Raw genomic sequence first — 26,459 nt, forward strand, 5'->3', positions numbered from 1 at the left:
AAGCGCACTGAACCTTGCCGAGGCCGACAGCCACCATGTCCATGACCCCCCGCGAAATCGTCCACGAACTCAACCGCCATATCATCGGCCAGGACGATGCCAAGCGCGCCGTCGCCATCGCCCTGCGCAACCGCTGGCGGCGCATGCAGCTGCCTGAAGAGCTGCGCGTCGAAGTGACCCCCAAGAACATCCTGATGATCGGCCCTACCGGCGTCGGCAAGACCGAAATCGCCCGACGCCTGGCCAAGTTGGCCAACGCGCCGTTCATCAAGGTCGAAGCGACCAAGTTCACCGAAGTCGGCTATGTCGGCCGCGATGTCGAGTCGATCATCCGTGATCTGGCCGATGCGGCCCTCAAGCTGCTGCGCGAGCAGGAGATCGTCAAGGTCCGCCACCGCGCCGAAGACGCCGCCGAAGAGCGCATCCTCGACGCGCTGCTGCCACAAGCCCGTGGCAGCTTCAGCGAAGAAGCCCCGACTGGCGATTCCAACACCCGCCAGCTGTTCCGCAAACGCCTGCGCGAAGGCCAACTGGACGACAAGGAAATCGAGATCGAAGTGGCAGAGATGGCCGGTGTCGATATTTCCGCGCCGCCGGGCATGGAAGAGATGACCAATCAGCTGCAGAGCCTGTTCGCCAACATGGGCAAGGGCAAGCGCAAGAGCCGCAAGCTCAAGGTCAAGGAAGCGCTCAAGCTGGTGCGCGAGGAAGAGGCCGGGCGCCTGGTCAACGAGGAAGAGCTCAAGGCCGCGGCCCTCGAAGCCGTCGAGCAGCACGGCATCGTGTTCATCGACGAGATCGACAAGGTCGCCAAGCGCGGCAACGTCGGCGGCGCCGATGTGTCCCGTGAAGGCGTGCAGCGTGACTTGCTGCCGCTGATCGAAGGCTGCACGGTGAACACCAAGCTGGGCATGGTCAAGACCGACCATATCCTCTTCATCGCCTCGGGCGCGTTTCACCTGAGCAAGCCGAGCGACCTGGTGCCCGAGCTGCAAGGCCGGCTGCCGATCCGCGTCGAACTCAAGGCCCTGAGCCCGGAAGACTTCGAGCGCATCCTCAGCGAGCCTCACGCCTCCCTTACCGAACAGTACGTAGCCTTGCTGAAGACCGAAGGCCTGCACATCGAGTTCGCCCCGGAAGGCATCAAGCGCCTGGCGGAGATCGCCTGGCAGGTCAACGAGAAGACCGAGAACATCGGTGCCCGTCGCCTGCACACGTTGCTCGAACGCCTGCTGGAGGAAGTCTCGTTCAGCGCCGGCGACCTGGCCAGCGCCCACAGCGATACGCCGATCCGCATCGATGCCGAGTACGTCAACAGCCACCTGGGCGAGCTGGCGCAGAACGAAGATCTGTCGCGGTATATCCTGTAACCACCGCGCGTCCATGTAGCGAGGGGGCTTGCCCCCGATTGCGATTGTTCAGCCACAACGATGTAGCTGATCTACCGTGATCGGGGGCAAGCCCCCTCGCTACACCGGTCTACGTCTAATTCGGGTGCTCTGCCATGACCAACCTCCCCACCGCCATCAACCTGCACAAAGCCTCCAAGACCCTGACCCTGCAATACGGCCCCGGCGAGTCCTACACCCTGCCCGCCGAATTCCTGCGGGTGCATTCGCCCTCGGCTGAAGTGCAAGGCCATGGCAAGCCCATTCTGCAGTTCGGCAAACTTGGCGTCGGCCTCACCAAGATCGAGCCCGCCGGGCAATACGCACTCAAATTGACCTTCGATGACGGCCACGACAGCGGCTTGTTCACCTGGGAATACCTGTACCAGCTCGCCGTTCGTCAGGAAGCGCTGTGGAACGACTATCTGGACGAACTGCGCGCCGCCGGCAAGACCCGCGACCCGGCGCAATCGGTGGTCAAACTGATGCTCTAGGCCTTCGCGGCGGTTTTCTAGAGTTCTTTTTCCAAATCTATTTGCTCGAATGCCTTGCCAACTGGCAGGGATAGGCTTTCTTGCGCATTGGCGCCAACTCGCGTAACCACTGGCAACTGGCAAGCTAAGTGCTTCACTTTGAATGCTGGAGCGATCACTGGTTACCCGAGCGCGGCGGCCTCTTCAAAAGCCTCACGGCCGCACGCCTCTGGACAATGGAGCGTCGTGGATGAGCAGCAAGAACACCGATGACATCAAGCAGCAAGCTTCGCAGAACACCCTTGGCTTGAACCCCGTGATCGGCCTGCGCCGCAAGGACCTGCTGACCTCCGCGCGAATGGTCCTGCGCCTGGCCTTGCGCCAACCGCTGCTGAGCGCCCGCCACGTAGCGCACTTCGGCGTGGAATTGAAAAACGTCCTGCTCGGGTCCTCGACCTTGCAACCCGAGAGCGACGACCGCCGCTTCGTCGATCCGGCCTGGAGCCAGAACCCCCTGTACCGCCGCTACCTGCAGACCTACCTGGCCTGGCGCAAGGAACTGCACAGCTGGCTGGACGGCAGCGAACTCTCGGCGCAGGACATCAGCCGCGGCCACTTCGTCATCAACCTGATGACCGAAGCCATGGCCCCGACCAACGGCGCCGCCAACCCCGCGGCCGTGAAGCGCTTCTTCGAAACCGGCGGCAAGAGCCTGCTCGACGGCCTCTCGCACCTGGCCAAGGATCTGGTGAAGAACGGCGGCATGCCCAGCCAGGTCAACATGGACGCCTTCGAAGTCGGCAAGAACCTCGCCACCAGCGAAGGCTCGGTGGTGTTTCGCAACGACGTGCTGGAGCTGATCCAGTACGCCCCCATCACCGAGCAGAACCATGAACGGCCGATGCTCATCGTGCCGCCGCAGATCAACAAGTTCTATGTGTTCGACCTCAGCCCCGACAAGAGCCTGGTGCGCTTCTGCCTGCGCAACAACGTGCCGACCTTCATCATCAGCTGGCGCAACCCCACCAAGGCCCAGCGCGAATGGGGCCTGTCGACCTATATAGATGCGCTCAAGGAAGCCGTGGACGTGATCACGGCGATTTCCGGCAGCAAGGACATCAACATGCTCGGCGCCTGCTCCGGCGGCATCACCTGCACCGCACTGGTGGGTCACTATGCGGCGCTCAAGCAGCAGAAGGTGCATTCCCTGACCTTGCTGGTGAGTGTGCTCGACACCACACTCGACACCCAAGTGGCGCTGTTCGTCGACGAGCAGACCCTGGAGGCCGCCAAGCGTCACTCCTATCAGTCCGGCGTGCTCGAAGGCCGCGACATGGCCAAGGTGTTCGCCTGGATGCGCCCCAACGATCTGATCTGGAATTACTGGGTCAACAATTACCTGCTGGGCAACGAGCCTCCGGTGTTCGACATCCTGTTCTGGAACAACGACACCACGCGCCTGCCCGCCGCCTTTCATGGCGATTTGATCGAGATGTTCAAGAACAACCCCCTGACCCGTGCTGGGGCCCTGGAGGTGTGCGGCACGCCGATCGATCTCAAGCAGGTGACCTGCGACATCTTCAGCGTCGCCGGCACCGCCGATCACATCACCCCGTGGCACTCGTGCTTTCGTTCGGCGCAGTTGTTCGGCGGCAAGATCGAGTTCGTGCTGTCGAGCAGCGGCCATATCCAGAGCATTCTCAACCCACCGGGCAACCCCAAGGCCCGCTTCATGACCAACGATCAAGCCACCCCCTCGCCGAGTGACTGGCAGGACAACGCCGTCAAGCACACTGACTCATGGTGGCTACACTGGGCAGACTGGCTGGGTAAACACTCCGGCAAGCTCAAGAAGGCGCCCTCGGAACTCGGCAGCAAGGCATTCGCTGCTGGCGAGGCAGCGCCCGGGACCTACGTGCATGAACGCTGACTGACTGCGATCGCCGCTGCCGCCCCACCATTGCTTGCAAAGGATCGAGTGCATGCCGCAACCGTACATATTTCGTACCGTGGATCTCGATGGCCAGGCCATTCGCACGGCGGTACGTCCTGGCAGCCCGCACATGACGCCGCTGCTGATCTTCAATGGCATCGGCGCGAACCTGGAGCTGGTGTTTCCGTTCGTCGCCGCGCTGGATCCGGACCTCGAGGTGATCGCCTTCGACGTGCCCGGGGTCGGCGGCTCCTCCACACCCGGCCGGCCCTATCGGTTCCCGGGCCTGGCGCAGCTCACCGCGCGCATGCTCGACTACCTCGACTATGGCCAGGTCAACGTCATCGGCGTGTCATGGGGCGGGGCGCTGGCCCAGCAGTTCGCCCACGATTACCCCGAGCGCTGCAAGAAGCTGGTGCTGGCGGCCACCTCGGCCGGTGCGGTGATGGTACCCGGCAAGCCACGGGTGCTGTGGTTGATGGCCAGCCCGCGGCGCTATCTCCAGCCGTCCCACGTGGTGCGTATCGCCCCGGAAATCTACGGCGGCAGTTTTCGGCGCGACGCCACCCTGGCGATGTCCCATGCCAGCAAGGTGCGTTCGTCAGGCAAGCTCGGTTACTACTGGCAGCTGTTCGCCGGGCTGGGCTGGACCAGCGTGCACTGGCTGCACAAGATCCACCAGCCGACGCTGATACTGGCCGGCGACGACGATCCGTTGATCCCGCTGATCAACATGCGCCTGCTGGCGTGGCGCATTCCCAACGCGCAACTGCATATTATCGATGACGGCCATTTGTTCCTCGTCACCCGTGCCGGCACCGTGGCGCCGATCATCATGAAATTTCTCGAGGAGGAGCGCCAACGCGCAGTGGTTCATCCTCGGCCACCGATTTAACGCACGACTCTGCCCGTGTAGCGAGGGGGCTTGCCCCCGATGACGATAGATCAGCAGCATCGATGTGGCTGACAGGCATTTCGGGGGCAAGCCCCCTCACTACGGGGAATACGCCGCAAATACAGGAGTGTAGCGCCATGAAGAACAAGAGTGCCCCGCCTACGGTGTCCACGACCGCGGCCTTCATCAACGCCCAGAGCGTGATCAGCGGACTGGGCGGGCGCGACCTCGTTTCGACCCTGCGCAGCGTCGCCCGCCACAGCCTCAAACATCCCATCCATAGCGCCAGGCACGCGCTCAATCTGGGCAGCCAACTGGGCCGTGTGCTCCTGGGCGAAACCCTGCACGCGCCCAACCCCGGCGACCAGCGTTTCGCCGACCCGACCTGGGCGCTCAACCCCTTCTACCGCCGCGGCCTGCAGGCTTATCTGGCCTGGCAGAGCGAAACCCGGCAGTGGATCGACAACAGCCAGTTGTCCGAAGACGACCGCGCCCGCGCACACTTCGTCTTCGCCCTGCTCAACGACGCCCTGTCACCCACTAACTCGCTGCTCAATCCGCTGGCCCTCAAGGAGCTCTTCAATTCCGGCGGCGCCAGTCTGGTCAAGGGCCTCAATCACCTGCTCGATGACCTGCGCCACAACCATGGCCTGCCCAGCCAGATCGGCAAGCAGGCCTTCGAGGTCGGCAAGACCGTGGCCACCACCCCCGGCGCCGTGGTGTTTCGCAACGACATGCTGGAGCTGATCCAGTACCGCCCCATGAGCGAGAAGCAGTACCGCCGGCCGCTGCTGATCGTGCCGCCGCAGATCAACAAGTTCTATATCTTCGACCTGTCGCCCGCCAACAGCTTCGTGCAGTACGCGCTGAAGAACAATCTGCAGACCTTCGTCGTCAGTTGGCGCAACCCTGACGGCCGCCACCGCGAATGGGGGCTGTCCAGCTATGTGCAGGCGCTGGAGGAAGCACTCAACGCCTGCCGCGCGATCACCGCCAGCCGTGAGGTCAATCTGGTCGGGGCCTGCTCGGGCGGCTTGAGCATCGCCGCGCTGCAGGGTCATTTGCAGGCCAAGCGGCAGCTGGCGCGGATATCGAGCGCGACCTACCTGGTGAGCCTGCTGGACAGTCAGATCGACAGCCCTGCCTCGCTGTTCGTCAACGAGCAGACGCTGGAGGCGGCCAAGCGCCGCTCCTATCAGCAGGGCGTGCTGGAAGGCAGCGAGCTGGCGCGGGTGTTCGCCTGGATGCGGCCCAATGATCTGATCTGGAACTACTGGGTCAACAACTACTTGCTGGGCAAGGAGCCACCGGCCTTCGACGTGCTGTTCTGGAACAACGACAACACCCGTCTGCCGGCGGCCTTGCATGGCGACCTGCTGGACTTCTTCAAGCACAACCCGCTGACGCGGCCGGGCGGGCTGGAGGTGTGCGGTACGCCGATAGACTTGCAGAAGGTAAATGTCGACAGCTTCAGCGTGGCCGGCATCAACGATCACATTACGCCGTGGGACTCGGTGTATCGCTCCAGCCTGCTGCTGGGTGGCGAGCGCCGCTTCGTGCTGGCCAACAGCGGGCATATCCAGAGCATCCTCAATCCACCGGGCAACCCCAAGGCGAACTTTGTCGAAAATGGCCGGTTGAGCGGCGATCCGCGCGCCTGGTATTACGATGCCAAGCAAGTGGAGGGCAGCTGGTGGCCGCAGTGGCTGGCCTGGGTGCAGGAGCGCTCCGGGGCCCTGCGCGAAACGCAGATGACCCTGGGCAACGAGGCGCATCCGCCCAAGGATCCGGCACCGGGCACTTATGTGTTGGCTGAATGAAGCGGTGCATGGTGTGGGAAGTGCCGTGCCTGTACGGGCCTCTTCGCGGGCAAGCCTTGCTCCCACGGGCCTTGCGCACTTTGGGCGGTACACCTGTGGGAGCTTCCTGTCTGTACGGGCCTCTTCGCGGGCAAGCCTTGCTCCCACGGGCCTTGCGGACTCTGAGTCGTACACCTGTGGGAGCAAGGCTTGCCTGCGAAAGGGCCGGTCGCTTTAGCGCCAGACTCGACTCATGACCAAGGGCCTGATCCTGCAATGAAGACTCGCGAACGCATACTGGAATGCACCCTGGCGCTGTTCAACGCGCTGGGCGAACCCAATGTCACGACGCTGCAGATCGCCAACGAACTGGAGATCAGCCCAGGCAACCTGTACTACCATTTTCACGGCAAGGAGCCTTTGATCCTCGGGCTGTTCGAGCGCTTCGAAGACGAGCTGACGCCGCTGCTGGATCCACCGGACGAGCTGCAGTTGGCACCCGAGGACTATTGGCTGTTCCTGCACCTGATCGCCGAGCGCATGGCCCGCTATCGCTTCCTGTTCCAAGACCTGTCGAATCTGGCCGGGCGCCTGCCCAAGCTGGCCCGCGGGGTACGCAGCCTGCTTGACGCGATCAAGCGCACGCTGGCTTCGTTGCTGGCCAATCTGAAGGCCCAGGGGTTAGTGGCCAGCGAGACCCAGGCGCTGGGGCAACTGGTGGAGCAGATCACCTTGACCCTGGTGTTCTCGCTCGATTACCAGCGCATCATCGGCCAGCCGGGAGAGACCGGAGTGGTGGTGTATCAAGTGATGATGCTGGTGGCGCCACACCTGCATGCACCGTCTCGCCATGCCACGGAGCGCCTGGCGTTGCAGTACCTGCATGTGTAGCGAGGGGGCTTGCCCCCGAAAGGGTGTCAGCATCTTCACCGCTACTGATGCACCTTAATCGGGGGCAAGCCCCCCCGCTACATGTCGTGCCGCAGGGCTATGGCTGGGCCGAGGGGGTCGCGGGTTCAGATGCAGCAGCGGGCGGGGTGGGTGGCGTCGGGGATGCCGCCGCTGCGGGCGTGGTATCGGCCTTGGCTGGCTCGGGCTTTTTCGCGGCAGGCTTTTTGGCTGCCGGTTTGGGCACGGGCTTCACGGCCGGTTTGGGCTTGGCAGCGGCCGCAGGCTTGGCGGTTGTGCTTTTAGCCGCTGTCGTGGCCTTGGCAGCGGTGGCCTTGGCAGCGGTGGCCTTGGCCGCCGAAGCGGTTTTTGACGCCGCTGACTTGGCCGCTGCCACCGGCTTGGCCGCGACTGCCTTGGTCGCAGGTTTCGCTGCGGCGGTTTTAGCCTTGGCGGCCGCTACCGGTTTGGCCGCAGGTTTAGCCTTGGCGGCCGGCTTGGCCGCCGCGGTTTTAACCGCTGGCTTGCTCGCCGCTTTGGCCGGCGCTTTCGTCGCGGGTTTGGCCGCGCCGTTTGCAGCGGACTTGGCTGACGTCTTGACCGCCGGTTTGGCCGCACCATTGGCCGCGGTTTTAGTCGCCGGCTTGGCCGCCGGCGCCCGCACCGATTCACCCGTGAGCTTCTCGAGCTGGCGAGTCAAGGTATCCACCTTGCTGTGCAGGGCTTTCACCTCGTTGCGGCTCGGCACGCCCAGGCGTGAAATCGCGCTGTTGAGGCGAGTATCGAACGCCTCCTCCAGCTCGCTCCACTTGCCCAACGCCTTGTCCTTGACGTCACCCACCCGCGAACGTGCCGACTTGGCCGAGCTTTTCACCGTATCGACCTGCTTGTCGACTTCGGTCTTGGCCTGCGCCTCCGCTTGTTCGCCATCCTTGACCAAGGTGTCGAACAGCTTGGTACCGTCGTTGCTGATCTTCGAATAAGCGCCCAGACCGGCGAGCCAGATCTGCCGGGAGTATTTTTCAATACCGCCGATCCAGGAGCTGCCTTCTTTCTCGACCTTCTTTTTACCAGCCATCCCGCTCTCCTTATGGTTTACGCGCAGCACGTTCGACCAATGCCGTCAACTTATCGAGCTTAGCAGAGAGTGTATCGACGTCATGTCGGGAGGGGATGCCGATGCGATTCAAGGCGCTGGCGACGCGGACATCGAAGAGTTTTTCCAGCTTGTCGAGCTGCACCTCGACCTTGCCCTTGACCTGCGCGACCTCGTCCCTGGCGTCTTCAATGTGCGAGTTGGCAGCCTCGAGTTCCTTGTCGATGACCTTCTTGCCATCCTTCTCGACGCCCTCGCCGGCCTTGATCAGTTCCTTCACGTAACCCAGGCCTTCCTTGCCGGCCTTGGCATAGGCGCCGAGCCCGGCGAGCCAGATCTTGCGGGCGTAGGAGCGCACCTCGACGACGGTATCGGTCTTCACCGCCTGGGCCTTGCGCACCAGCGGGGTGACTTCCTTTTCCAGCGCGTCAGCCTTGGCGACGGTCTTCTTCACTGCGGTCTTTTTCAACGGGAGGGCTTTTTTCAATGGGGCAGTTGCCATGGTGCACCTCATGCTTGAAGGGATATCCGTACCCACACACTTCAGGGCCTGCACTCACCATAACCAGCCAATTTAGAATCCTCACCCTAACTCGCCCGCCCGTGTAGCGAGGGGGCTTGCCGCCGAATCAAGGTGCACGGATCAGGCAACGTCGCGGCCAAGGTTTTTCGGGGGCAAGCCCCCTCGCTACAGGTGCGTGTCAGGACTGCAGCGCTTTATCGAGCACGCGCTCGATTTCCGACTCGATGGTGCCGCTCATCATCGACAGCATCATGCCGAGCTTGAGATCCACGCGGATGGTGTCATCGTCGATGCTGATCACGCCATTGGCGCCGCTGCGCTTGACCTCGACCGTGTCGCCCTGCCACTGCGCCTTGACCTCGTATTTGCTGACCAGTTTCTCCACCAGCAACTCGGCTTTCTGCTTCGCGAGCTCGCGCCCAAGGCTGTGCTTGCGCTCTACGCTGATCCGACTCATTCAACCCCCTTGGGCGATAGTGATAACGGTGCCTATAGTAGCCCGGATCAAGCAATCGGCGATCAGCCTGAGGCTTGCCAAGACAAAGGCGGCTACCGAGGATTAGAATGGCAGTAATTTTTTCCGGTGACAGCGATATGAATGATCAGCGCAAAGGCAGCGATGCCGAACCCACCACGCACTTCGGCTACAAGAATGTGCCCGAAAGCCAGAAGGCCGAAAAGGTCGCCGAGGTGTTCCACTCGGTAGCGGCCAAGTACGACATCATGAACGACGTGCTGTCAGGCGGCATGCATCGCCTGTGGAAACGCTTCGCGATCGAACTGTCCGGCGTGCGCACGGGCAACAAGGTGCTGGACATCGCGGGCGGCACAGGCGACCTGGCGCGCAAGTTCTCGCATCTGGTCGGCCCTACCGGTGAAGTGGTGCTGGCCGACATCAACGCCTCGATGCTCAAGGTCGGCCGCGACCGCCTGCTCGACCTCGGCGTGGCCGGCAACGTCCAGTTCGTCCAGGCCGACGCGGAAAAACTGCCCTTCCCCGACAACCACTTCGACTGCGTGACCATCGCCTTCGGCCTGCGCAACGTCACCCACAAGGAAGACGCCATCGCCTCCATGCTGCGCGTGCTCAAGCCGGGTGGCCGCCTGTTGGTGCTGGAGTTCTCCAAGCCCACCAACAAGCTGATGTCCAAGGTCTACGACGCCTATTCGTTCGCCTTCATGCCACTGGCGGGCAAGCTGATCACCAACGACTCGGAAAGCTACCGCTACCTGGCCGAATCGATCCGCATGCACCCCGACCAGGAAACCCTCAAGGCCATGATGGTGCAGGCCGGTTTCGACCGCGTCACCTACCACAACATGACCTCGGGCATCGTCGCCCTGCACCGCGGCATCAAACCCTGATGCTGGTGCGTGGCCTGATCGCCAGCGTCGAGCACGGCCTCAACCGCGTGCTGCGCATGGACTGCACCGCGCTGCCACGGCTGGCGCGCCTGCAAGGCAAGGTGATCGAGATCGACTGCCGCAACCCGGCCTTGCAGCTGTTCGTGCTGCCCAGCGACGAGGGCCTGTTGCTGGCCAGCCACTGGGCGGCGCCTGCCGATTGTGTCCTGCGCGCGCCGGCGTCGAGCCTGATCCAGTTGGCCCTGAGCAAGGACAAGACCGCTGTGCTGCACAGCCCGCAGGTCGACCTGAGCGGCGACAGCGCCGTGCTCATCGATCTGGTCAAGGTGCTGCAGGACCTCGAACTGGACTGGGAATACGAGCTGTCGCAATGGCTCGGCCCGATCGCCACGCCGCTGCTCAGCGGGCATATCAACAGCCGCGCACGCTGGGCGCGCCAGGGCTTCGACAGCCTGAGCAACAACCTCGGTGAATACCTGGCCGAAGAATCCCGGACGCTGGTGGGCAAGCGCGAAGCCGAAGCCCGCTTCGCCGAACTCGACCAGCTCAAGATCGACACCGAACGCCTCGAGGCGCGTATTGAGCGCCTCTCCCGATCCCTCGACTCCAGCGATAACGCATGAAGCTGCTTGCCGTCCGCCGTTTGTTGCGCATCCAGCGCGTCGTGATCCGCTACCGTCTCGATGACCTGATTTTCGCCTTGCCCCTGCCGTGGTTCCTGCGCATCACCCGCTTCGCCATGCCCTGGCGCTGGCTCCCGCGCAAAAAGCTCGAGCTCAACCGTGGCGCACGCTTGCGCCTGGCGCTGCAGGATCTGGGGCCGATCTTCATCAAGTTCGGGCAGATCCTCTCCACCCGCCGCGACCTGCTGCCCGAAGACATCGCCGACGAGCTGATGCTGCTGCAGGACCGCGTGCCGCCCTTCGATCCGCAACAGGCCATGGCGCTGATCGAAGAACAGCTAGGGCAAAAGATCACTTCGGTGTTCAGCCGCTTCGACGTCGAGCCGCTGGCCTCGGCCTCGGTGGCGCAGGTCCACAGCGCGCGCCTCAAGAACGGCGACGAGGTCGTGGTCAAGGTCGTGCGCCCGGGCCTCAAGCCAATCATCGGCCAGGACCTGGCGTGGCTGTTCATCCTCGCCGGCTGGGCCGAGCGGCTCTCGGCCGACGCCCGCCTGCTGCATCCGGTGGACGTGGTCAGCGACTACGAAAAAACCATCTACGACGAGCTCGACCTGCTGCGCGAAGCCGCCAACTCGAGCCAGCTCAAGCGCAACTTCGAAGACTCGCCGCTGCTCTATGTGCCGCAGGTCTACTGGGACTGGTGCCGCCCCAAAGTGCTGGTCATGGAGCGCATCTACGGCGTGCAGGTCACCGATCTGGCGACTTTGGCCGACCAGCGCACCGACATGAAATTGCTGGCCGAACGCGGCGTGGAGATCTTCTTCACCCAGGTGTTTCGTGACAGCTTTTTCCACGCCGACATGCACCCTGGCAACATCTTCATCAGCACCGTAAGCCCCTGGGATCCGAAGTACATCGCCATCGACTGCGGTATCGTCGGCAGCCTCACCCCCGAGGATCAGGATTACCTGGCGCGCAATCTGTTCGCGTTTTTCAAGCGTGACTATCGCCGCGTGGCGCAGCTACACATCGACTCCGGCTGGGTGCCCGCAGAAACCAAGCTCAATGAGTTCGAAGCGGCGATTCGTACCGTGTGCGAGCCGATCTTCGAGAAGCCCCTGAAAGATATTTCCTTCGGCCAGGTGCTCATGCGCCTGTTCCAGACCGCGCGGCGCTTCAACATGGAAGTCCAGCCGCAGCTGGTGCTGCTGCAGAAAACCCTGCTCAACATCGAGGGCCTGGGCCGTCAGCTGTACCCGGATCTGGACCTGTGGAGCACCGCGCAGCCCTTCCTGGAGCGCTGGATGCGCGAACGTGTGAGCCCCAAATCGCTGCTCGCCAGTGCGCAGACGCAGCTCGAACAGATTCCGCATCTGATCGGCATGACCCGCGACCTGCTCGAACGCAACGCCCAACCCCATCGCAAGAACAAACAGCCCGATTGGCGCCACCACACCGATGGCTGGCTGCTGCGCGTCGCCGGTGCGCTGCTGCTGGTCGGCGGCGCCACGCTGGCCGCGACCGGCCCGGCCATCGACCAGATCCAGGCCTGGCCCTGCTGGCTGATGCTGGGCAGCGGCCTGTATCTGGTCGTTCGCCGATAGCCAGTGGCGCCTAGCACTGGCACACTAGAGGCCTTGTTGCCGGAGTCGAAGATGAAAGATTGGCTGGACGAGATCCGCTGGAATGAAGATGGCCTGGTACCGGCCATCGCCCAGGATCACCAAACCGGGCGCGTGTTGATGATGGCCTGGATGAACCGCGAAGCACTGAGCCTGACGGCTGCCGAAAACCGCGCCATCTACTGGTCCCGCTCCCGGGGCAAGCTGTGGCGCAAGGGCGAAGAGTCGGGCCACGTGCAAATCCTGCACGAGATGCGCCTGGACTGCGACGCCGACGTGATCATCCTCAAGGTCGAACAGATCGGCCACATCGCTTGCCATACCGGCCGTGAGAGCTGCTTCTATCGTGTGTACGCCGACGGCCAGTGGAATACCGTCGAGGCCGTCCTCAAGGACCCGCACGCCATCTACCAGGCAGGACCTGCCCATGACTGACACCCTGACGCGCCTGGCCCAGGTGCTCGAAGAGCGCAAAGGCGCCGCTGCCGACTCGTCCTATGTCGCCAGCCTCTATCACAAGGGCCTGAACAAGATTCTTGAAAAAGTCGGCGAGGAATCCGTAGAGACGATCATCGCCGCCAAGGACGCCGCTGTCAGTGGCGACTGCAGTGATGTCATCTACGAGACCGCCGATCTGTGGTTTCATAGCATGGTCATGCTTGCCGCCCTCGGCCAGCATCCACAGGCGGTACTCGACGAGCTTGACCGCCGCTTCGGCCTTTCGGGCCATGCCGAAAAGGCCGCTCGCACGCCATCCGCCTAACGAATTTTCACGAGGAGCTGCACCATGGGTATTTTTGACTGGAAACACTGGATCGTCATTCTGGTGGTCGTCGTGCTGATATTCGGTACCAAGAAGCTGAAAAACCTCGGCACCGATGTCGGTGAGTCGATCAAGGGCTTTCGCAAGGCCATGAACGACGACGAAAAGCCGCATGAGCCAACGGTAGAGCCCGTGCAGCCTGTACACCCACAGGCGACCTCGCCACTGAATCAGCCACACACCATCGACGGCCAACACCAAAAAGTCGAAGAGCCCATCAGGAAAGACTGATCTATGTTCGGCATCAGCTTTACGGAACTACTGCTCGTCGGTCTGGTGGCCCTGCTGGTGCTCGGTCCTGAGCGCCTGCCCGGTGCAGCACGCACGGCGGGCCTGTGGATCGGTCGCCTCAAGCGCAGCTTCAATGCCATCAAGAACGAAGTAGAGCGCGAAATCGGCGCCGACGAAATCCGCCGGCAATTGCATAACGAGCATATTTTGTCGCTGGAACAGGAAGCGCGCAAAATCCTCAACCCGCAAGCCGCCCAGGCCAAACCAGCGGAGCAGCCAGCCGCCGAAGCGCCCGCTGCCGAGACCCATCCGCCCGCTGCCGCGCCCTCGCCGGTCGCCGCAAGCGAGCCGCACCTGGCCGTCGAACCCGCACCCGCAGCGGTCGAGCCGGTCCATGCCGCGAGCGAACCCTTGCCTGTGCCGCCGCTGACCTCGGCCGATGCCGCCAGCAGCGAAACGGTGCCGACGCCAAAGCCTCAGACTGAAAAGCCTGCCACCGAAACCTCATTGCCCCCACGAGCCCCATGAGCGAAATCCCGGAAAACGACCAGCCGATGCCGCTGGTCTCGCACCTGACCGAACTGCGCACGCGCCTGCTGCGTTGCGTTGCAGCGATCTTCCTGGTCTTTGCCGGGCTGTTCTCCTTCGCTCAACAGATCTACACCATCGTCTCGGCGCCGCTGCGCGAGTTTCTGCCAGTGGGCTCGACGATGATCGCCACCGACGTCGCCTCGCCCTTCCTGACGCCGTTCAAGCTGACCATGATGGTGTCGCTGTTCCTGTCGATTCCGGTGATCCTGCACCAGATCTGGGGCTTCATCGCCCCGGGCCTGTACAAGCACGAAAAGCGCATCGCCGTGCCCCTGCTGGTATCGAGCATCATCCTGTTCTACGCCGGCATGGCCTTCGCGTACTTTCTGGTGTTCCCGCTGATCTTCAAGTTCTTCGCCAGCGCCACCCCGGTCGGGGTGATGATGGCCACCGACATCACCAACTACCTCGACTTCGTGATGACGCTGTTCTTCGCCTTTGGCGTGGCCTTCGAAATCCCAGTAGCGGTGGTGCTGCTGGTGTGGATCGGCGTGGTCGACGTCAAGTACCTGAAAAAAGCCCGCCCGTACGTGGTCATCGGCTGCTTCGTGGTCGGCATGCTCTTGACGCCGCCGGATATCTTCTCGCAGACCCTGCTCGCCGTACCGATGTGGATGCTCTTCGAAGTCGGCGTGCTGTTTGCCGGCATGATCAAGAAGCGCGGCGACCATGAAGAGGCCGAACCAGCCGACAGCAACGATCAGCCGCCCGCGACCCGCCCATGAACCTGCTGTTGCTCGAAGACGCCGACTTCAGCGCGGCGGACCGGGTGGTGCTGCGTGATCGGCGCCTGACCCATATGCAGGAAGTACAACGAGTGGCGGTGGGTGACAGCCTGCGCGTCGGCCGTATCGACGGTTTGATGGGGCGCGCCGAGGTGCTGAGCCTGTCCGCTGGCGAAGCCGAGCTGCAGATCAGCCTCGAACAGCCCGCACCCGCCAAGCTGCCGCTGACCATGGTGCTGGCCCTGCCGCGCCCGAAAATGCTGCGCCGGGTGTTCCAGACCGTAGCCGCCATGGGCGTGCCGCGGTTGATTCTGGTCAATAGCTACCGAGTCGAGAAGAGCTTCTGGCAGACCCCGTTCCTCGAGCCTGAAGCCATACGCGAACAGTTGATCCTCGGCCTTGAGCAATCTCGCGACACCGTGCTGCCCGAGGTGGTGATCGAAAAGCGCTTCAAGCCCTTCGTCGAAGATCGCCTGCCCACGATCGCCGCTGACACCTTGGGGCTGGTCGGCCACCCGGGCGACTATCCGCCCTGCCCCCGCGCCGTTGATACCGCTGTGACCCTGGCCATCGGCCCTGAAGGCGGCTGGATCCCCTATGAAGTGGAGCTGCTGGCCAAGGCCGGCCTGCAGCCGGTGCAGCTGGGGGAGCGCATCCTGCGGGTCGAAACCGCCGTCACGGCTTTACTGGCGCGTCTGTATTAATCCGCAACAATTTTAGAATTTGCCAGTATTCAGGATGGATATCCCCGGCCGACAAGCTTGGGTATTCATCCTATCTGCGTCAGTCACGCAATGGAGTGCTTTTATGTCAAGTTGGGCTGCCCGCTCTCTCGCCAACACCCCGGTTAAAACCAAACTCGCCCTGGGCTTCGGCCTGGTGCTGGTGCTTACCCTACTGATTGCCTCCACCGGCTGGACCGGGCTCGATAGCCTGATCTCGCGCGGCGACAAGCTTGCCTCCGTCAGCGACGTCAGCAACGCGACTCGGGAACTGCGGATCGCGCGTATCAACTACGAACTCAACAAAGGCCTCAAAGGCGCTGCCGAGGTGACCTCCGCGCTAAGCAGAGTCGATGACGCCGTGCGCAAGGCGCAGGGCTTGATGGCCGTACGCAGTGATCAAGTGCTGCTCGAAAAGCAGGTGGCCAGCGCCAGCGAATACCGCAATGCCTTCGCCGCGATGGAGCAGGCCGTGCAAAGCCGTGAAGCTGCCCGGGAACAGCTCGGCGCTACTGCGGATCGAGCGGTCAACCGCATCACTACCGTCGAACAGTCAGTATTGCAGGCAGGCGACCTGGGCCAATATACGGCCGTCGTTGCACTCAGCAAGCTGCTGCAACAGGCGCGCTACCAGGTCCGGGGTTATACCTACAGTGCCGCACCGGAAGCCGAACAGCCCGCTCAAGACGCAATCACCAAGGCCCTGGCCACCCTCGACAGCCTGGCCGGTCAATTGCCGGAGCAGTTCGCAGGCGACTTTAAAGAAGCTACCGCCGGGTTTCTGGGGTACCGCGCTGCGGTCGACCAGTTTCATACCGCTCTGGTCAACCAGCTGAGCGCACTGAACCGTATGCAGGTAGCGGGTACCCAACTGCTCGAATACGGCAACGAGCTGGAAAAGTCGCAAGCCGAAAAACGCGCGGCCGATACCCATCAAGGCAAGGTGCTGCTGGGCGTCGCCGCCGTGCTCGCGCTGCTGTTCGGCGCTCTCGCCGCATGGATCATCACGCGGCAGATCACCGTACCGCTGCAACAGACGCTGGTGGCGGTGGATCGCGTCGCCAGCGGCGATCTGACCCACAATCTCGATGTCGACCGCCGTGACGAACTGGGTCAGCTGCAGCAAAGCATGCAGCGCATGACCGTGGCGCTGCGCAGCCTGGTCAGCGGCATCAGCGACGGCGTCACGCAGATCGCCAGCGCCGCCGAAGAGCTGTCCGCCGTGACCGAGCAGACCAGCGCCGGGGTCACCAGTCAGAAAGTCGAGACCGACCAGCTCGCCACCGCCATGAACGAAATGGCCGCCACCGTGCAAGAAGTCGCGCGTAACGCCGAGCAGGCCTCTGAAGCCGCTGTGGCGGCCGATCAACAAGCCCGTGAGGGCGACAAGGTGGTTAACCAGGCAATCGCCCAGATCGAGCGCCTGGCCACCGAGGTGGGTCACTCGAGCGCGGCGGTCAACCATCTCAAGCTGGAAAGCGACAAGATCGGTGGCATTCTTGATGTGATCAAGTCAGTCGCCGAGCAGACCAACCTGCTGGCCCTCAACGCCGCGATCGAGGCGGCGCGCGCCGGTGAGGCGGGGCGCGGCTTCGCCGTGGTGGCGGACGAGGTACGCAGCCTGGCACAGCGCACTCAGACCTCGACCCAGGAAATCGAAGCATTGATCAGCGCTTTGCACAAAGGCACCCAGCAGGTGACCCAGGCCATGGACAGCAGCCTGGAGTTGACCGGCAGCAGCGTCGAACTGACGCGCAAGGCCGGCGTGTCGCTGGAGAGCATCACCCAGACGGTGTCGGCCATCCAATCGATGAACCAGCAGATCGCCACGGCTGCGGAGCAACAGAGCGCAGTGGCGGAAGAGATCAACCGCAGCGTGATCAATGTTCGCGATGTGTCCGAACAAACCTCGGCGGCCAGCGAAGAGACCGCGGCGTCGAGCGTCGAGCTGGCGCGATTGGGCACGCATTTGCAGACGCTGGTGGGGCGGTTCCGGGTCTGACCGGGCCGGCCCCATCGCGGGCAAGCCTTGCTCCCACAATGGTGCGGCGCCCGACTGTAGGAGCAGGGCTTGCCCGCGAAGGGGCCATCCGCCGCACAGAAAGCCTTGCCCACACGGGTATACATCTCATGATCTGCATAAATTGTGGGAGATTTTATGGTCTTGCGCGAACCGTGCCGGCCCCTTCGCCAGCAAGCTGTGCTCCCACAGGTGTACGGCTCAGACCCGGTTTGCGCTGTAGGAGCAAGGCTTGCCCGCGATGAGGCCATCCGCCGCACAAAATGAAAAGGCCCGGGAGATCATCCCGGGCCTTCTCGTTCGTAGCGGCTAAAACAGATCAGGCATTGACCATGTTCTGCGGTACCACCGCTTCCGGCTGCAACGGCAACAGCGGTGCGTGCGGATCAGCCGCAACCGACTGGCGCCAGGCACCGAGCCAGGCCTCGTTCTGGTCGCTCCACACCTGCGCATGCAGGCGCGACAATGCTACCGGATCGCTCAGCAAATACAGGCGCGTGGCGCTGTCGAGCTTCTCCGGCCCGACCGTCAGGGCCGTGCGCACACGCTCGGCACGCATCCACTCGATCGGCTCGGCTTGTCCGTGACGCGCCGTGGCCAGCGAACAGGCCAAGGCATTCTGCCGCGGATCGACCACCGCACGGACGAACCCGTCCTTGAGCGCATGCCAGCGGTTCTCGTGGGTGTAGGCGTCGGTGGATTGCAGCTCCTGCGGTACCGCATATTCCTCAGGGATCAGGAACAGCTTCTCGTCACGGGCCTGCAAGCCGAGGTTGGTGCGGCTGGAAATCACCGACACCGGAATCGACAGCATCAGCGACCCGACGATAGGGATCAGCCACCACAGGAAGCTCGGGTTCAGCGAGACCACCAGCAGCGCCCACAGAAAGCCCAGCAAAGTCTGCGGCCCGTGGCGCTTGACGGCCTCGCTCCATGGCGTGGAGTCGTCGTCGCGCTGCGGCGAGTTCCAGGTCGCGGCCCAGCCCAGGAAAGCGGCGAGCACGAAGCGTGTATGGAAAATCATCCGCACCGGCGCCAGCAGCATGGAAAACAGCATCTCCATCAGCATCGACAGAGTGACCTTGAAACGCCCCCCGTACTCCTTGGCACCCTTGGCCCAGATCAGGATGATACTGAGCAGCTTGGGCAGGAACAGCAGCACGATGGTGGTCGAGAACAGCGCGATGGCCTTGTCCGGGTGCCATTGCGGCCAAAGCGGATAGAGCTGCCGCGGCTCGAGGAAGTACGCCGGCTCCATCAGGGTGTTGACTGCCAGCAGCGCCGTCGACAGCACCAGGAAGAAGAACCACAGCGGCGCCGACAGGTAGGACATCACCCCGGTCAGGAACACCGCACGGTGTACCGGGTGCATGCCCTTGACCAGGAACAGGCGGAAGTTCATCAGGTTGCCGTGGCACCAGCGACGATCACGCTTGAGCTCGTCGAGCAGGTTGGGCGGCAGTTCTTCATAGCTGCCCGGCAGGTCGTAGGCGATCCATACGCCCCAACCGGCACGGCGCATCAACGCGGCTTCGACGAAGTCATGGGACAGGATCGCCCCGGCGAACGCGCCTTTGCCCGGCAGTGGCGCCAAGGCGCAGTGCTCGATGAAGGGTTTCATGCGGATGATCGCGTTGTGCCCCCAGTAGTGGGATTCACCCAACTGCCAGAAGTGCAGGCCGGCGGTGAACAGCGGGCCATAGACGCGGGTCGCGAACTGCTGCATGCGTGCGTACAGGGTGTCCATGCCCGAGGCTTTCGGCGCGGTCTGGATGATCCCCGCATCCGGCGTGGCTTCCATCAGGCGCACCAGGCCAGAGAGGCACTCGCCGCTCATGACGCTGTCGGCGTCGAGCACGACCATATAGCGGTAATCGCCGCCCCAGCGACGGCAGAAGTCGTCGAGGTTGCCACTCTTGCGTTTGACCCGACGGCGACGACGGCGATAGAAGATCCGCCCGAAGCCCTTGGTCTCACGGCAGACGTCGAGCCAGGCTTGCTGCTCGGCCACGGCGATGTCGGTATCGTAGGTGTCGCTGAGCACGAAGAAGTCGAAACGATCAAGGTTGCCACTGGCGGCGACCGACTCGAAAGTCGCGCGCAAGCCGGCGAATACCCGTGGCACGTCTTCGTTGCAGATCGGCATTACCAGAGCGGTGCGCGCTCCCGGCTCGATCGGCTCGTTACCAGCGCTGGCGCCGGAGATACGGTATTTGTCGTGTCCGGTCAGCAGTTCCAGAAAGCCCATCAGTGCGGTCCAGAAACCGGCCGAGACCCAGCAGAACAGAATGCCGAACAGCACCAGGATGCTGGTCTGCAACACGTAAGGCAGCACCTGCTGCGCCGATGTCAGCCAGGGCTGATGGGCGATTTCCTGCAGGTCGACCATGGCCCAGCCTTGATAGGGCATGATGCCTTTCATGTAATAGCCGGCAACGATGGTCTGGCCCAGCATGAGAATCAGCAGAATATAGCGGCGCATGGAGCCGACCCAACGCCAGCGCGCCTTGGGCAGGTCGCGCTTGTCGCTGGAGGGCTCCGGCGCCTGCGGCTTGCCGGTCAGGCGTCGCCACAGGCGCACCAGCACGTTGGTTTTCCACGGCTCCGGGACCACCTTGGTACGGTTGATCGGCGGGGTCGCCTTGATCCGTACTCGGCCATTGGCGTCCAGCAGCAACAGGCCGTGCTCGTCGAGCTCGGCCGCGCTGTTGAGCGTCAGGCGGTGGCCGGCCGCAGCCTGACCATCGGCACCGACGCTGGACGCCGACAGGCGCTCGTGCAGCTCGCTGAAGGAAGTGCAGCTCGCCAACTCGGCGCGCTGCTCTTCACTCATGGGCAAGTGGGCCAGGTATTCATGCAGCGACACTGGCTGTGCTTGGGAATTACTCATCGGCTGGCAACTGGTAGCTCCAGGTCTCGGTCAGGACTTGTTCGGTCTTGATCGGTTCCGGGGTGGTCGGGGCTGCTGCGGCATCAGGCTGAGCGTTTGCATCGCTAGGCTTGATGGCGTCAGCGGTGTTGTCGTTGGCTTTGGCATCGGCTTTGGCATCGGCCTTGGCGTCGGCTTTCGCGTCAGCTTTGGCATCCGCCGGCTTGTCGGACTTGGCCACGGCCTTGTCCTTGCCCGCTTCGCCGTTGGCGGCAGGTTCGGTGACCTTGGCCGCCACGGCTTCAGCCTTGGCCTTCGCCTTGGCGCCGCGGGCCAGTTCAGTCTTGGCGGACTCGTCGGTGGCATCACCTGGCAAGGCGTCCTGGACCAGCGCCGCGCGCATTTCCACAGATTTGCTGGTGTCCTTGACCTTGACTCGCAGGGTCAGGCGCCAGCCTTGGGTGACCGGGTTGTAGCGCACACTGTTCTCGAGCAGATCGGCGTTGTCGCCGACGCTGACCTGGCTGCGCACCTTGGCGTCGTCGAGCAGCGACTTGAGCACCGGTCCTTCGAAGTCGATCAGGAAGGCCACGCTGCCGTCCGGCTGACGAACCAGGTTGGACTGCTTGACGTCGCCCGTGGAACGCAGCGTCTGCTTGACCCAGGCGATGTCCGGCGAATGCAGCTCGGATTCGTCCATGGTCCAGTGGATGCGGTAGTTGTGATCCAGCGGCTCGCCCGGCTCCGGCATTTTTTCCGGATTCCAGAACGCGACGATGTTGTCGTTGGTTTCATCGGCGGTCGGGATCTCGACCAGATCGACAGTCCCCTTGCCCCAGTCGCCGCGTGGCTCGACCCAGGCGCTCGGACGCTTGTCGTAACGGTCGTCGAGGTCTTCATAGCGATTGAAGTCGCGGCCACGCTGCAGCAGACCGAAACCACGCGGGTTCTCGACCATGAAGTTGCTCACGGCCAGGTGTTTCGGGTTGTTCAGCGGACGCCAGATCCACTCGCCATTGCCGGCATGGATCGACAGGCCAGTGGAGTCGTGCAGCTCATGGCGATAGTTGAGGACCTTGGACGGCTGGTTGGAGCCGAACAGGAACATGCTGGTCAGCGGCGCGATGCCAAGGCGGCTGACGTGGTCACGCAGGTAGACCCGCGATTGCACGTTGAGGACGCTGTCGGTACCCGGGCGCAGCACCATACGGTAAGCGCCGGTGGAACGTGGCGAATCCATCAGCGCGTAGATGATCAGCTGCTTGTCGTCCGGGTTGGGTTTCTCGACCCAGAACTCGGTGAAGCGCGGAAATTCTTCGCCCGACGGCAGCGCAGTGTCCAGCGCCAGGCCGCGGGCCGAGAGGCCGTAGACCTGGCCCTTGCCGATCACGCGGAAGTAGCTCGCGCCCAGCAGGGTCATGACTTCGTCCTGCTTGTCGCCGCGGTTGATCGGGTAGGTCACGCGGAAACCGGCGTAGCCCAGCTGTTCAGTGGACTTGGGATCGAACTGCAGATCACCGAAATCGAAACGACCAGCGTCGTACTTGATCTCGTTGACCGAAGTGGAAGTCACTTCGTTGATTTTCACCGGCGTATCGAAGTGCATGCCCTGGTGATAGAACGAGAGGCGGAAAGGCGTCTTGTCGTCGACCCACTCGGCCTTGTCGGAACGGAAGTGGATCTTCTGGTAGTCCGCGAACTTCATGTCGCGGAAAACCGCCGGCAGGTTACTTTTTGGCGCTTCGTACTTCTTCGCCGCGAGGTCCTTGGCCTTGTCCGCTACGTCGTCGAGGCTGAAAGCCCAGAGCTGGCTGGCACTGAACAGGCAAAAGAGCGCGGAGCCGGCCAGCATGAGGCTGCGTAGGCGCTTACCTGGTGTTCTTGGTGCAGTACAGGAACTAACAATCACGAGCAACCCTCGCCGAAAAACAGATCAAAAAACCAACGGCCAGCTATCGATTGCCGGGTTGGCGAGCAATGTTCCGACTACGAATGGGCGTAATGATTCCCCACGCGACGCCAGAGCACCCTCAAGTCAGGTCTAAACGGATGTCAGCATCCGATCCCAATGCGCGCGATTATCTAGCACGCCGTGATACAACGCATCAGGCTTGATGAGGTTTTTACCCTACAACTGTAGATATTTATTACCAATTTCACGATTTCCGCGTTTTCACACCTGTAACAGGAAGGTCACAGGCCCGTCATTGACCAGATGGACCTGCATATCGGCACCGAATCGGCCGCACGCAACCTTGCCATGCACAGAGCTTGCCCGATCCAGCAAGTAGGTAAAAAGCTCCGCGGCGAAGGCCGGCGCCGCTGCCGTCGAGAAGCTCGGACGCAAGCCGCTCTGGGTGTCGGCCGCCAGGGTGAATTGCGATACCAGCAGCAGCCCACCGCCCAGGTCGGCGAGCGAGCGGTTCATCCTGCCCTGCTCGTCGCCGAACACTCGATAGTTAAGCAGCTTGTGCAAGAGTTTGTCGGCTGCGGCCCGGGTATCGCCCGGTTCTACGGCGACCAGCACCAGCAAGCCCTGATCGATGGCGCCGACGATTTCGCCGGCAACCTCGACCCGCGCCGCACTGACGCGTTGCAGCAGCCCCTTCATGCTTCTTCGAGCGGCAGGTCGAGCAAGCGGCGGGCCATCTGGTCGGCCGCCCGCACCAGCGCATCGGTGATCCCTGGTTCAGAGGCCGCATGGCCGGCATCGCGGATCACTTTCAGTTCGCTGTTGGGCCACGCCTGATGCAGCTCCCAGGCGTTGTCCAGCGGGCAGATCACGTCGTAGCGGCCGTGAATGATCACGGCCGGCAAGTGGGCGATCTTGGGCACGTCGCGAATCAGCTGGTCAGGTTCAAGGAAGGCATTGTTGGTGAAGTAGTGACACTCCAGGCGCGCGATCGACAAGGCCCGTTGTGGCTCGGAAAAACGATCGACCACCAGCGGATTGGGGCGCAGCGTGGCGGTGCGGCCTTCCCAGGTCGACCACGCCTTGGCGGCATGCATCTGGGCGATCTGATCGCTGCCGGTCAGGCGCTTGTGGAAGGCTTGCAGCAGATCGCCGCGCTCATCCTGGGGGATCGGCGACAGGTAGTCCTGCCAGTAATCGGGGAACATGCGGCTGGCACCGGCCTGGTAGAACCATTCGATTTCCTGCGGGCGGGCGAGAAAAATGCCACGCAGGATCAGGCCATGGACGCGCTCCGGGTGTTTTTGCGCGTAGGCCAGAGCCAGGGTAGAGCCCCACGAGCCGCCGAACAGCACCCACTTGTCGATGCCCAGATGCTCACGGATGCGCTCCATGTCGGCCACCAGGTCCCAGGTGGTGTTGTTCTCGAGGCTGGCGTGGGGGGTCGAGCGGCCGCAGCCACGCTGATCGAAGGTCACGATCCGATACAGGTTCGGATCGAAATAGCAACGGCTGGCGGCATCGCAACCAGAGCCCGGGCCACCATGAATGAACACCACCGGCAAACCCTGAGGCGATCCGCTTTCATCGACATACAGCACATGCGGCGCTTCCACGGCCAGATCGTGCCGGGCGTAAGGTTTGATCTGCGGGTACAAGGTCTGCATCACGCGCTCCGTAAAGGGAATAGGCTCCTGGGGCCATCATAAACCTGAAAGGCCATCAGGCGCATGTCCCTTCTGGAAATAGGGGCATCGCTATGCAGGGCGCTTGGCGCTCCAGACACGACGCGGGCATCCAGCAGTACGTGATCCCTATAAGGGTGCATGGCACTGCACTTGAGACGCGGCATGTAACCGGTCGAGACCAAGAATCGCTAATAACTATCAAATTTCGATTTTTATTAGGACACAGATCAAAAAAAACATAGCTCGCGAAACATTCTGAAACCTTATATTTGGGGAGCTATTGAATCATTGACAGTACCATTACATTTTTTTACCGAGAAACCAATATGCAAATAAGCCCTCCCCATAAAAATTTACCCCCCATACAACTAACAAGAAATAATTATGCTACCGAAAACATAGACATCCTGAGAAAAATATTAAAACGGGCAGAAAATGGTTGCGGCGAAATTGCAGTCAAGGACTTCCAATTAGTCATCAAACCGCCAGCGGGGCTGCTTTCCAGGCTTCTCCGCTGCTGCCGGCCAAGCAGGCCGCGAATGGAGGGTGGGAAATATTTCAAACAGGATACCCCCGTATCCAGCCAACAGGCTTGTCAGTTGATCAAGGCGTTACTGGACAAAAAAGCAACTGCGTCCAAGTCGGGCACAAATACATCAAACTGCACTCCCAAAGCGCAACCATTACCCATGCCTGCAGGAGAATTATCAAGCCGCGAGAAAACATTCATAACCCAGTTCAAATCTCAACCAAAGGACAGCTCCAAAAAAAAATTTACAAATATAGAATTTTGCCAAACGAAATTGCCAGGAGTCGATTTCAGCAATAGCCACTTTGAAAAAGTACTTTTCGACAGAACTAACTGCAAAGAAACAAATTTCAGCAACTGCCATTTCAAGGACACGACTTTCGAGATTTCGTATTTTGTAGGCGCCAATTTTTGTGGCGCAAGCTTCGACAATGTCAAGTTTCAGCTGAATTTAAACCACATCGAACCAGCCGATTGGCAAGATATGCTGCCTATTCTCGACGCTATTGACAGCGTAGACACCAAATGCCCTGGTGTCCGGAAAGACCTGGTTGACCAGTGGTTCACGCATATCAAGGAGATTGGACATGGCAAGATCGACGGGCTGGAGGCCGCCGTGCAGAACTTCCCTGATACCCAAGGCAGCGACTCCATAAAAGGCATTATAACCAAAGGAATGGAGCCATATTCGGTAATTAAAGTCGCCGACCTGTTGGCCACTCGCTTCACCCAGGAAACGGCTGCCAAGAAGGCAGAAATAATAAAGAACATCAAAGCGCATGAAAGAACCCATAACGAACTGTTCATTTACGACAATGCGCTTCATCATTTGCCTACTGACATGAAGTTTTTACGCCGTGGAATGCCTAGTAACAATGATGAGCGGCACTATTTTGGCCGTGCTTTTTACCCCGCCCAGCACCTTAGCATGGAGGCGTGCGAACTAAGCCTTAAAGCTAGCCAACTTTCAGAAAGCGACAAAAAATATCTCTACAACCCTCCCCTCCCATATCCAAGTGGGAACTTTATCATTGATAACGTCGGCACCGTCAACATTGACGCTACAAAAATTCACGACATACTGATAACCAACTCCGGCATGACGCTCACAGGTGACAATGCAAACTGCAATAACTTAGCCGTCAAAAATCCATTTAACCCAGCGAAAAATATCATCCTAGCGTCAGACAACAGCGTGTTCACCAATAGTGAATTCAGCAATGCAAAGATAAAAGGGTCGGCGAAAAATACCACTTTCAAAGCCTGTAAGTTCGACTACATTAAGATGCCCGATGCATTTTTCGACGGCGCGACGTTTGAAGATACGACTTTTTATGAATGCAGACTGAATGGGAACCTCAACAACACCACATTCAAAAATGTGAGTCTGCGAGGTGGAAATTTATCCATGGCGCGTCTGGATGGCGCTTCCATTACCCTCAATTTAGAAGCAATTAAAAATGGCGAAGATGTGTTCCATACGCTCAACCCCGTCTTGACTATCGGGGGAGATCTGCTCCGCGAACAACTGGTCATCGATGTAAGAGACCGCGTAAAAACGCTGACCCAGGGTGGTGATCCTGCCGTTCTGAAAACTATCGAGCAGGGCTTCGAAAAAATGCTCAGCCGCGGCGCGATTCCTGATGGTTTTAGCGTAGTAGCGTCCGATATGTCTTCATACATCAACCGCGCGATCAACAGCATCAATCCAAATTGACCCCTCCCCGGACACCCCTCCGGGTGT

At 61.5% G+C, this 26,459-nt stretch carries 24 protein-coding genes and 1 pseudogene; 18 read left to right on the top strand and 7 right to left on the bottom strand.

What is annotated here, in order from left to right; translation table 11 throughout:
* Window positions 1-35: 35 nt before the first annotated feature.
* The 6 genes from hslU to AC3WJP_RS20710 all read left to right on the top strand — a co-directional run bounded on the left by hslU (window position 36) and on the right by AC3WJP_RS20710 (window position 7,379).
* A complete protein-coding gene (gene hslU, locus AC3WJP_RS20685; RefSeq protein WP_493723465.1) occupies window positions 36-1,370 on the top strand; it encodes an ATP-dependent protease ATPase subunit HslU in 1,335 nt (444 codons plus the stop codon).
* Between the two features lie 134 nt (window positions 1,371-1,504).
* On the top strand, window positions 1,505-1,882 hold the full coding sequence (locus AC3WJP_RS20690; RefSeq protein WP_493723464.1) for a gamma-butyrobetaine hydroxylase family protein: 378 nt from the start codon (window positions 1,505-1,507) through the stop codon (window positions 1,880-1,882).
* Window positions 1,883-2,111: 229 nt separating this feature from the next.
* Window positions 2,112-3,791 (top strand): class II poly(R)-hydroxyalkanoic acid synthase, encoded by a 1,680-nt coding sequence (gene phaC, locus AC3WJP_RS20695; RefSeq protein WP_493723463.1) that lies wholly within the window; start codon window positions 2,112-2,114, stop codon window positions 3,789-3,791.
* Window positions 3,792-3,843: 52 nt separating this feature from the next.
* On the top strand, window positions 3,844-4,689 hold the full coding sequence (phaZ, locus tag AC3WJP_RS20700; protein ID WP_493723462.1) for a poly(3-hydroxyalkanoate) depolymerase: 846 nt from the start codon (window positions 3,844-3,846) through the stop codon (window positions 4,687-4,689).
* A 137-nt stretch (window positions 4,690-4,826) separates the two neighbouring features.
* On the top strand, window positions 4,827-6,509 hold the full coding sequence (gene phaC / locus AC3WJP_RS20705; RefSeq protein WP_493723461.1) for a class II poly(R)-hydroxyalkanoic acid synthase: 1,683 nt from the start codon (window positions 4,827-4,829) through the stop codon (window positions 6,507-6,509).
* Window positions 6,510-6,764: 255 nt separating this feature from the next.
* On the top strand, window positions 6,765-7,379 hold the full coding sequence (locus AC3WJP_RS20710) for a TetR/AcrR family transcriptional regulator (RefSeq protein WP_493723460.1): 615 nt from the start codon (window positions 6,765-6,767) through the stop codon (window positions 7,377-7,379).
* A 97-nt stretch (window positions 7,380-7,476) separates the two neighbouring features.
* Here the strand turns inward: AC3WJP_RS20710 and AC3WJP_RS20715 are convergent, their stop codons facing one another.
* From AC3WJP_RS20715 to AC3WJP_RS20725, 3 genes are all read right to left on the bottom strand, one after another.
* A complete protein-coding gene (locus tag AC3WJP_RS20715; protein ID WP_493723459.1) occupies window positions 7,477-8,454 on the bottom strand; it encodes a phasin family protein in 978 nt (325 codons plus the stop codon).
* 10 nt (window positions 8,455-8,464) lie between these two features.
* Complete coding sequence (locus AC3WJP_RS20720; protein WP_493723458.1) at window positions 8,465-8,974, bottom strand: phasin family protein; 510 nt, start codon at window positions 8,972-8,974, stop codon at window positions 8,465-8,467.
* Window positions 8,975-9,173: 199 nt separating this feature from the next.
* Window positions 9,174-9,452, bottom strand: a complete 279-nt coding sequence (locus AC3WJP_RS20725) for a polyhydroxyalkanoic acid system family protein (protein ID WP_493723457.1) — start codon at window positions 9,450-9,452, stop codon at window positions 9,174-9,176.
* 137 nt (window positions 9,453-9,589) lie between these two features.
* Here AC3WJP_RS20725 and ubiE point away from each other — a divergent pair, with 137 nt between their 5' ends.
* From ubiE to AC3WJP_RS20780, 11 genes and pseudogenes are all read left to right on the top strand, one after another.
* A complete protein-coding gene (gene ubiE / locus AC3WJP_RS20730; RefSeq protein ID WP_226504181.1) occupies window positions 9,590-10,360 on the top strand; it encodes a bifunctional demethylmenaquinone methyltransferase/2-methoxy-6-polyprenyl-1,4-benzoquinol methylase UbiE in 771 nt (256 codons plus the stop codon).
* Window positions 10,360-10,983: a ubiquinone biosynthesis accessory factor UbiJ gene (locus AC3WJP_RS20735; RefSeq protein ID WP_493723456.1), complete on the top strand. Its 624-nt coding sequence runs from the start codon at window positions 10,360-10,362 to the stop codon at window positions 10,981-10,983. Before ubiE ends, AC3WJP_RS20735 begins: the two co-directional genes overlap by 1 nt.
* Window positions 10,980-12,587, top strand: coding sequence for a ubiquinone biosynthesis regulatory protein kinase UbiB (gene ubiB / locus AC3WJP_RS20740; protein WP_493723455.1), 1,608 nt, complete (start codon window positions 10,980-10,982; stop codon window positions 12,585-12,587). Before AC3WJP_RS20735 ends, ubiB begins: the two co-directional genes overlap by 4 nt.
* Before the next feature lie 51 nt (window positions 12,588-12,638).
* Entirely contained in the window at window positions 12,639-13,040 is a 402-nt protein-coding gene (gene hisI, locus AC3WJP_RS20745) for a phosphoribosyl-AMP cyclohydrolase (RefSeq protein ID WP_493723454.1), read from the top strand.
* Window positions 13,033-13,368 carry a phosphoribosyl-ATP diphosphatase gene (locus AC3WJP_RS20750; protein ID WP_493723453.1) on the top strand — a complete coding sequence of 112 codons (336 nt, stop codon included), beginning with the start codon at window positions 13,033-13,035 and terminating at the stop codon, window positions 13,366-13,368. The genes hisI and AC3WJP_RS20750 overlap by 8 nt, the downstream gene beginning before the upstream one ends.
* Before the next feature lie 24 nt (window positions 13,369-13,392).
* Window positions 13,393-13,659: a twin-arginine translocase TatA/TatE family subunit gene (locus AC3WJP_RS20755; protein ID WP_226504176.1), complete on the top strand. Its 267-nt coding sequence runs from the start codon at window positions 13,393-13,395 to the stop codon at window positions 13,657-13,659.
* 3 nt (window positions 13,660-13,662) lie between these two features.
* On the top strand, window positions 13,663-14,187 hold the full coding sequence (gene tatB, locus AC3WJP_RS20760; protein ID WP_493723452.1) for a Sec-independent protein translocase protein TatB: 525 nt from the start codon (window positions 13,663-13,665) through the stop codon (window positions 14,185-14,187).
* Window positions 14,184-14,975, top strand: a complete 792-nt coding sequence (gene tatC, locus AC3WJP_RS20765) for a twin-arginine translocase subunit TatC (RefSeq protein ID WP_493723451.1) — start codon at window positions 14,184-14,186, stop codon at window positions 14,973-14,975. Before tatB ends, tatC begins: the two co-directional genes overlap by 4 nt.
* Window positions 14,972-15,679: a 16S rRNA (uracil(1498)-N(3))-methyltransferase gene (locus AC3WJP_RS20770; protein ID WP_493723450.1), complete on the top strand. Its 708-nt coding sequence runs from the start codon at window positions 14,972-14,974 to the stop codon at window positions 15,677-15,679. The genes tatC and AC3WJP_RS20770 overlap by 4 nt, the downstream gene beginning before the upstream one ends.
* A gap of 103 nt (window positions 15,680-15,782) precedes the next feature.
* A pseudogene (locus AC3WJP_RS20775) lies at window positions 15,783-16,793 on the top strand (methyl-accepting chemotaxis protein); the annotation flags it as partial.
* Between the two features lie 201 nt (window positions 16,794-16,994).
* Window positions 16,995-17,699 carry a methyl-accepting chemotaxis protein gene (locus AC3WJP_RS20780; protein ID WP_493735689.1) on the top strand — a complete coding sequence of 235 codons (705 nt, stop codon included), beginning with the start codon at window positions 16,995-16,997 and terminating at the stop codon, window positions 17,697-17,699.
* A gap of 337 nt (window positions 17,700-18,036) precedes the next feature.
* On the opposite strand, the gene mdoH is transcribed toward AC3WJP_RS20780, so the two are convergent.
* The 4 genes from mdoH to pip form a co-directional block, all read right to left on the bottom strand.
* Complete coding sequence (gene mdoH, locus AC3WJP_RS20785) at window positions 18,037-20,607, bottom strand: glucans biosynthesis glucosyltransferase MdoH (RefSeq protein WP_493723449.1); 2,571 nt, start codon at window positions 20,605-20,607, stop codon at window positions 18,037-18,039.
* Window positions 20,600-22,495 (bottom strand): glucan biosynthesis protein G, encoded by a 1,896-nt coding sequence (locus AC3WJP_RS20790; protein WP_493723448.1) that lies wholly within the window; start codon window positions 22,493-22,495, stop codon window positions 20,600-20,602. The genes mdoH and AC3WJP_RS20790 overlap by 8 nt, the downstream gene beginning before the upstream one ends.
* A gap of 264 nt (window positions 22,496-22,759) precedes the next feature.
* Complete coding sequence (gene dtd / locus AC3WJP_RS20795; RefSeq protein WP_493723447.1) at window positions 22,760-23,197, bottom strand: D-aminoacyl-tRNA deacylase; 438 nt, start codon at window positions 23,195-23,197, stop codon at window positions 22,760-22,762.
* Entirely contained in the window at window positions 23,194-24,165 is a 972-nt protein-coding gene (pip, locus tag AC3WJP_RS20800; RefSeq protein WP_493723446.1) for a prolyl aminopeptidase, read from the bottom strand. The genes dtd and pip overlap by 4 nt, the downstream gene beginning before the upstream one ends.
* Window positions 24,166-24,512: 347 nt before the next feature.
* Here pip and AC3WJP_RS20805 point away from each other — a divergent pair, with 347 nt between their 5' ends.
* A complete protein-coding gene (locus AC3WJP_RS20805) occupies window positions 24,513-26,432 on the top strand; it encodes a pentapeptide repeat-containing protein (protein ID WP_493723445.1) in 1,920 nt (639 codons plus the stop codon).
* Window positions 26,433-26,459 lie beyond the last annotated feature (27 nt).

This window comes from Pseudomonas sp. GW821-FHT01A09, from assembly GCF_058986725.1.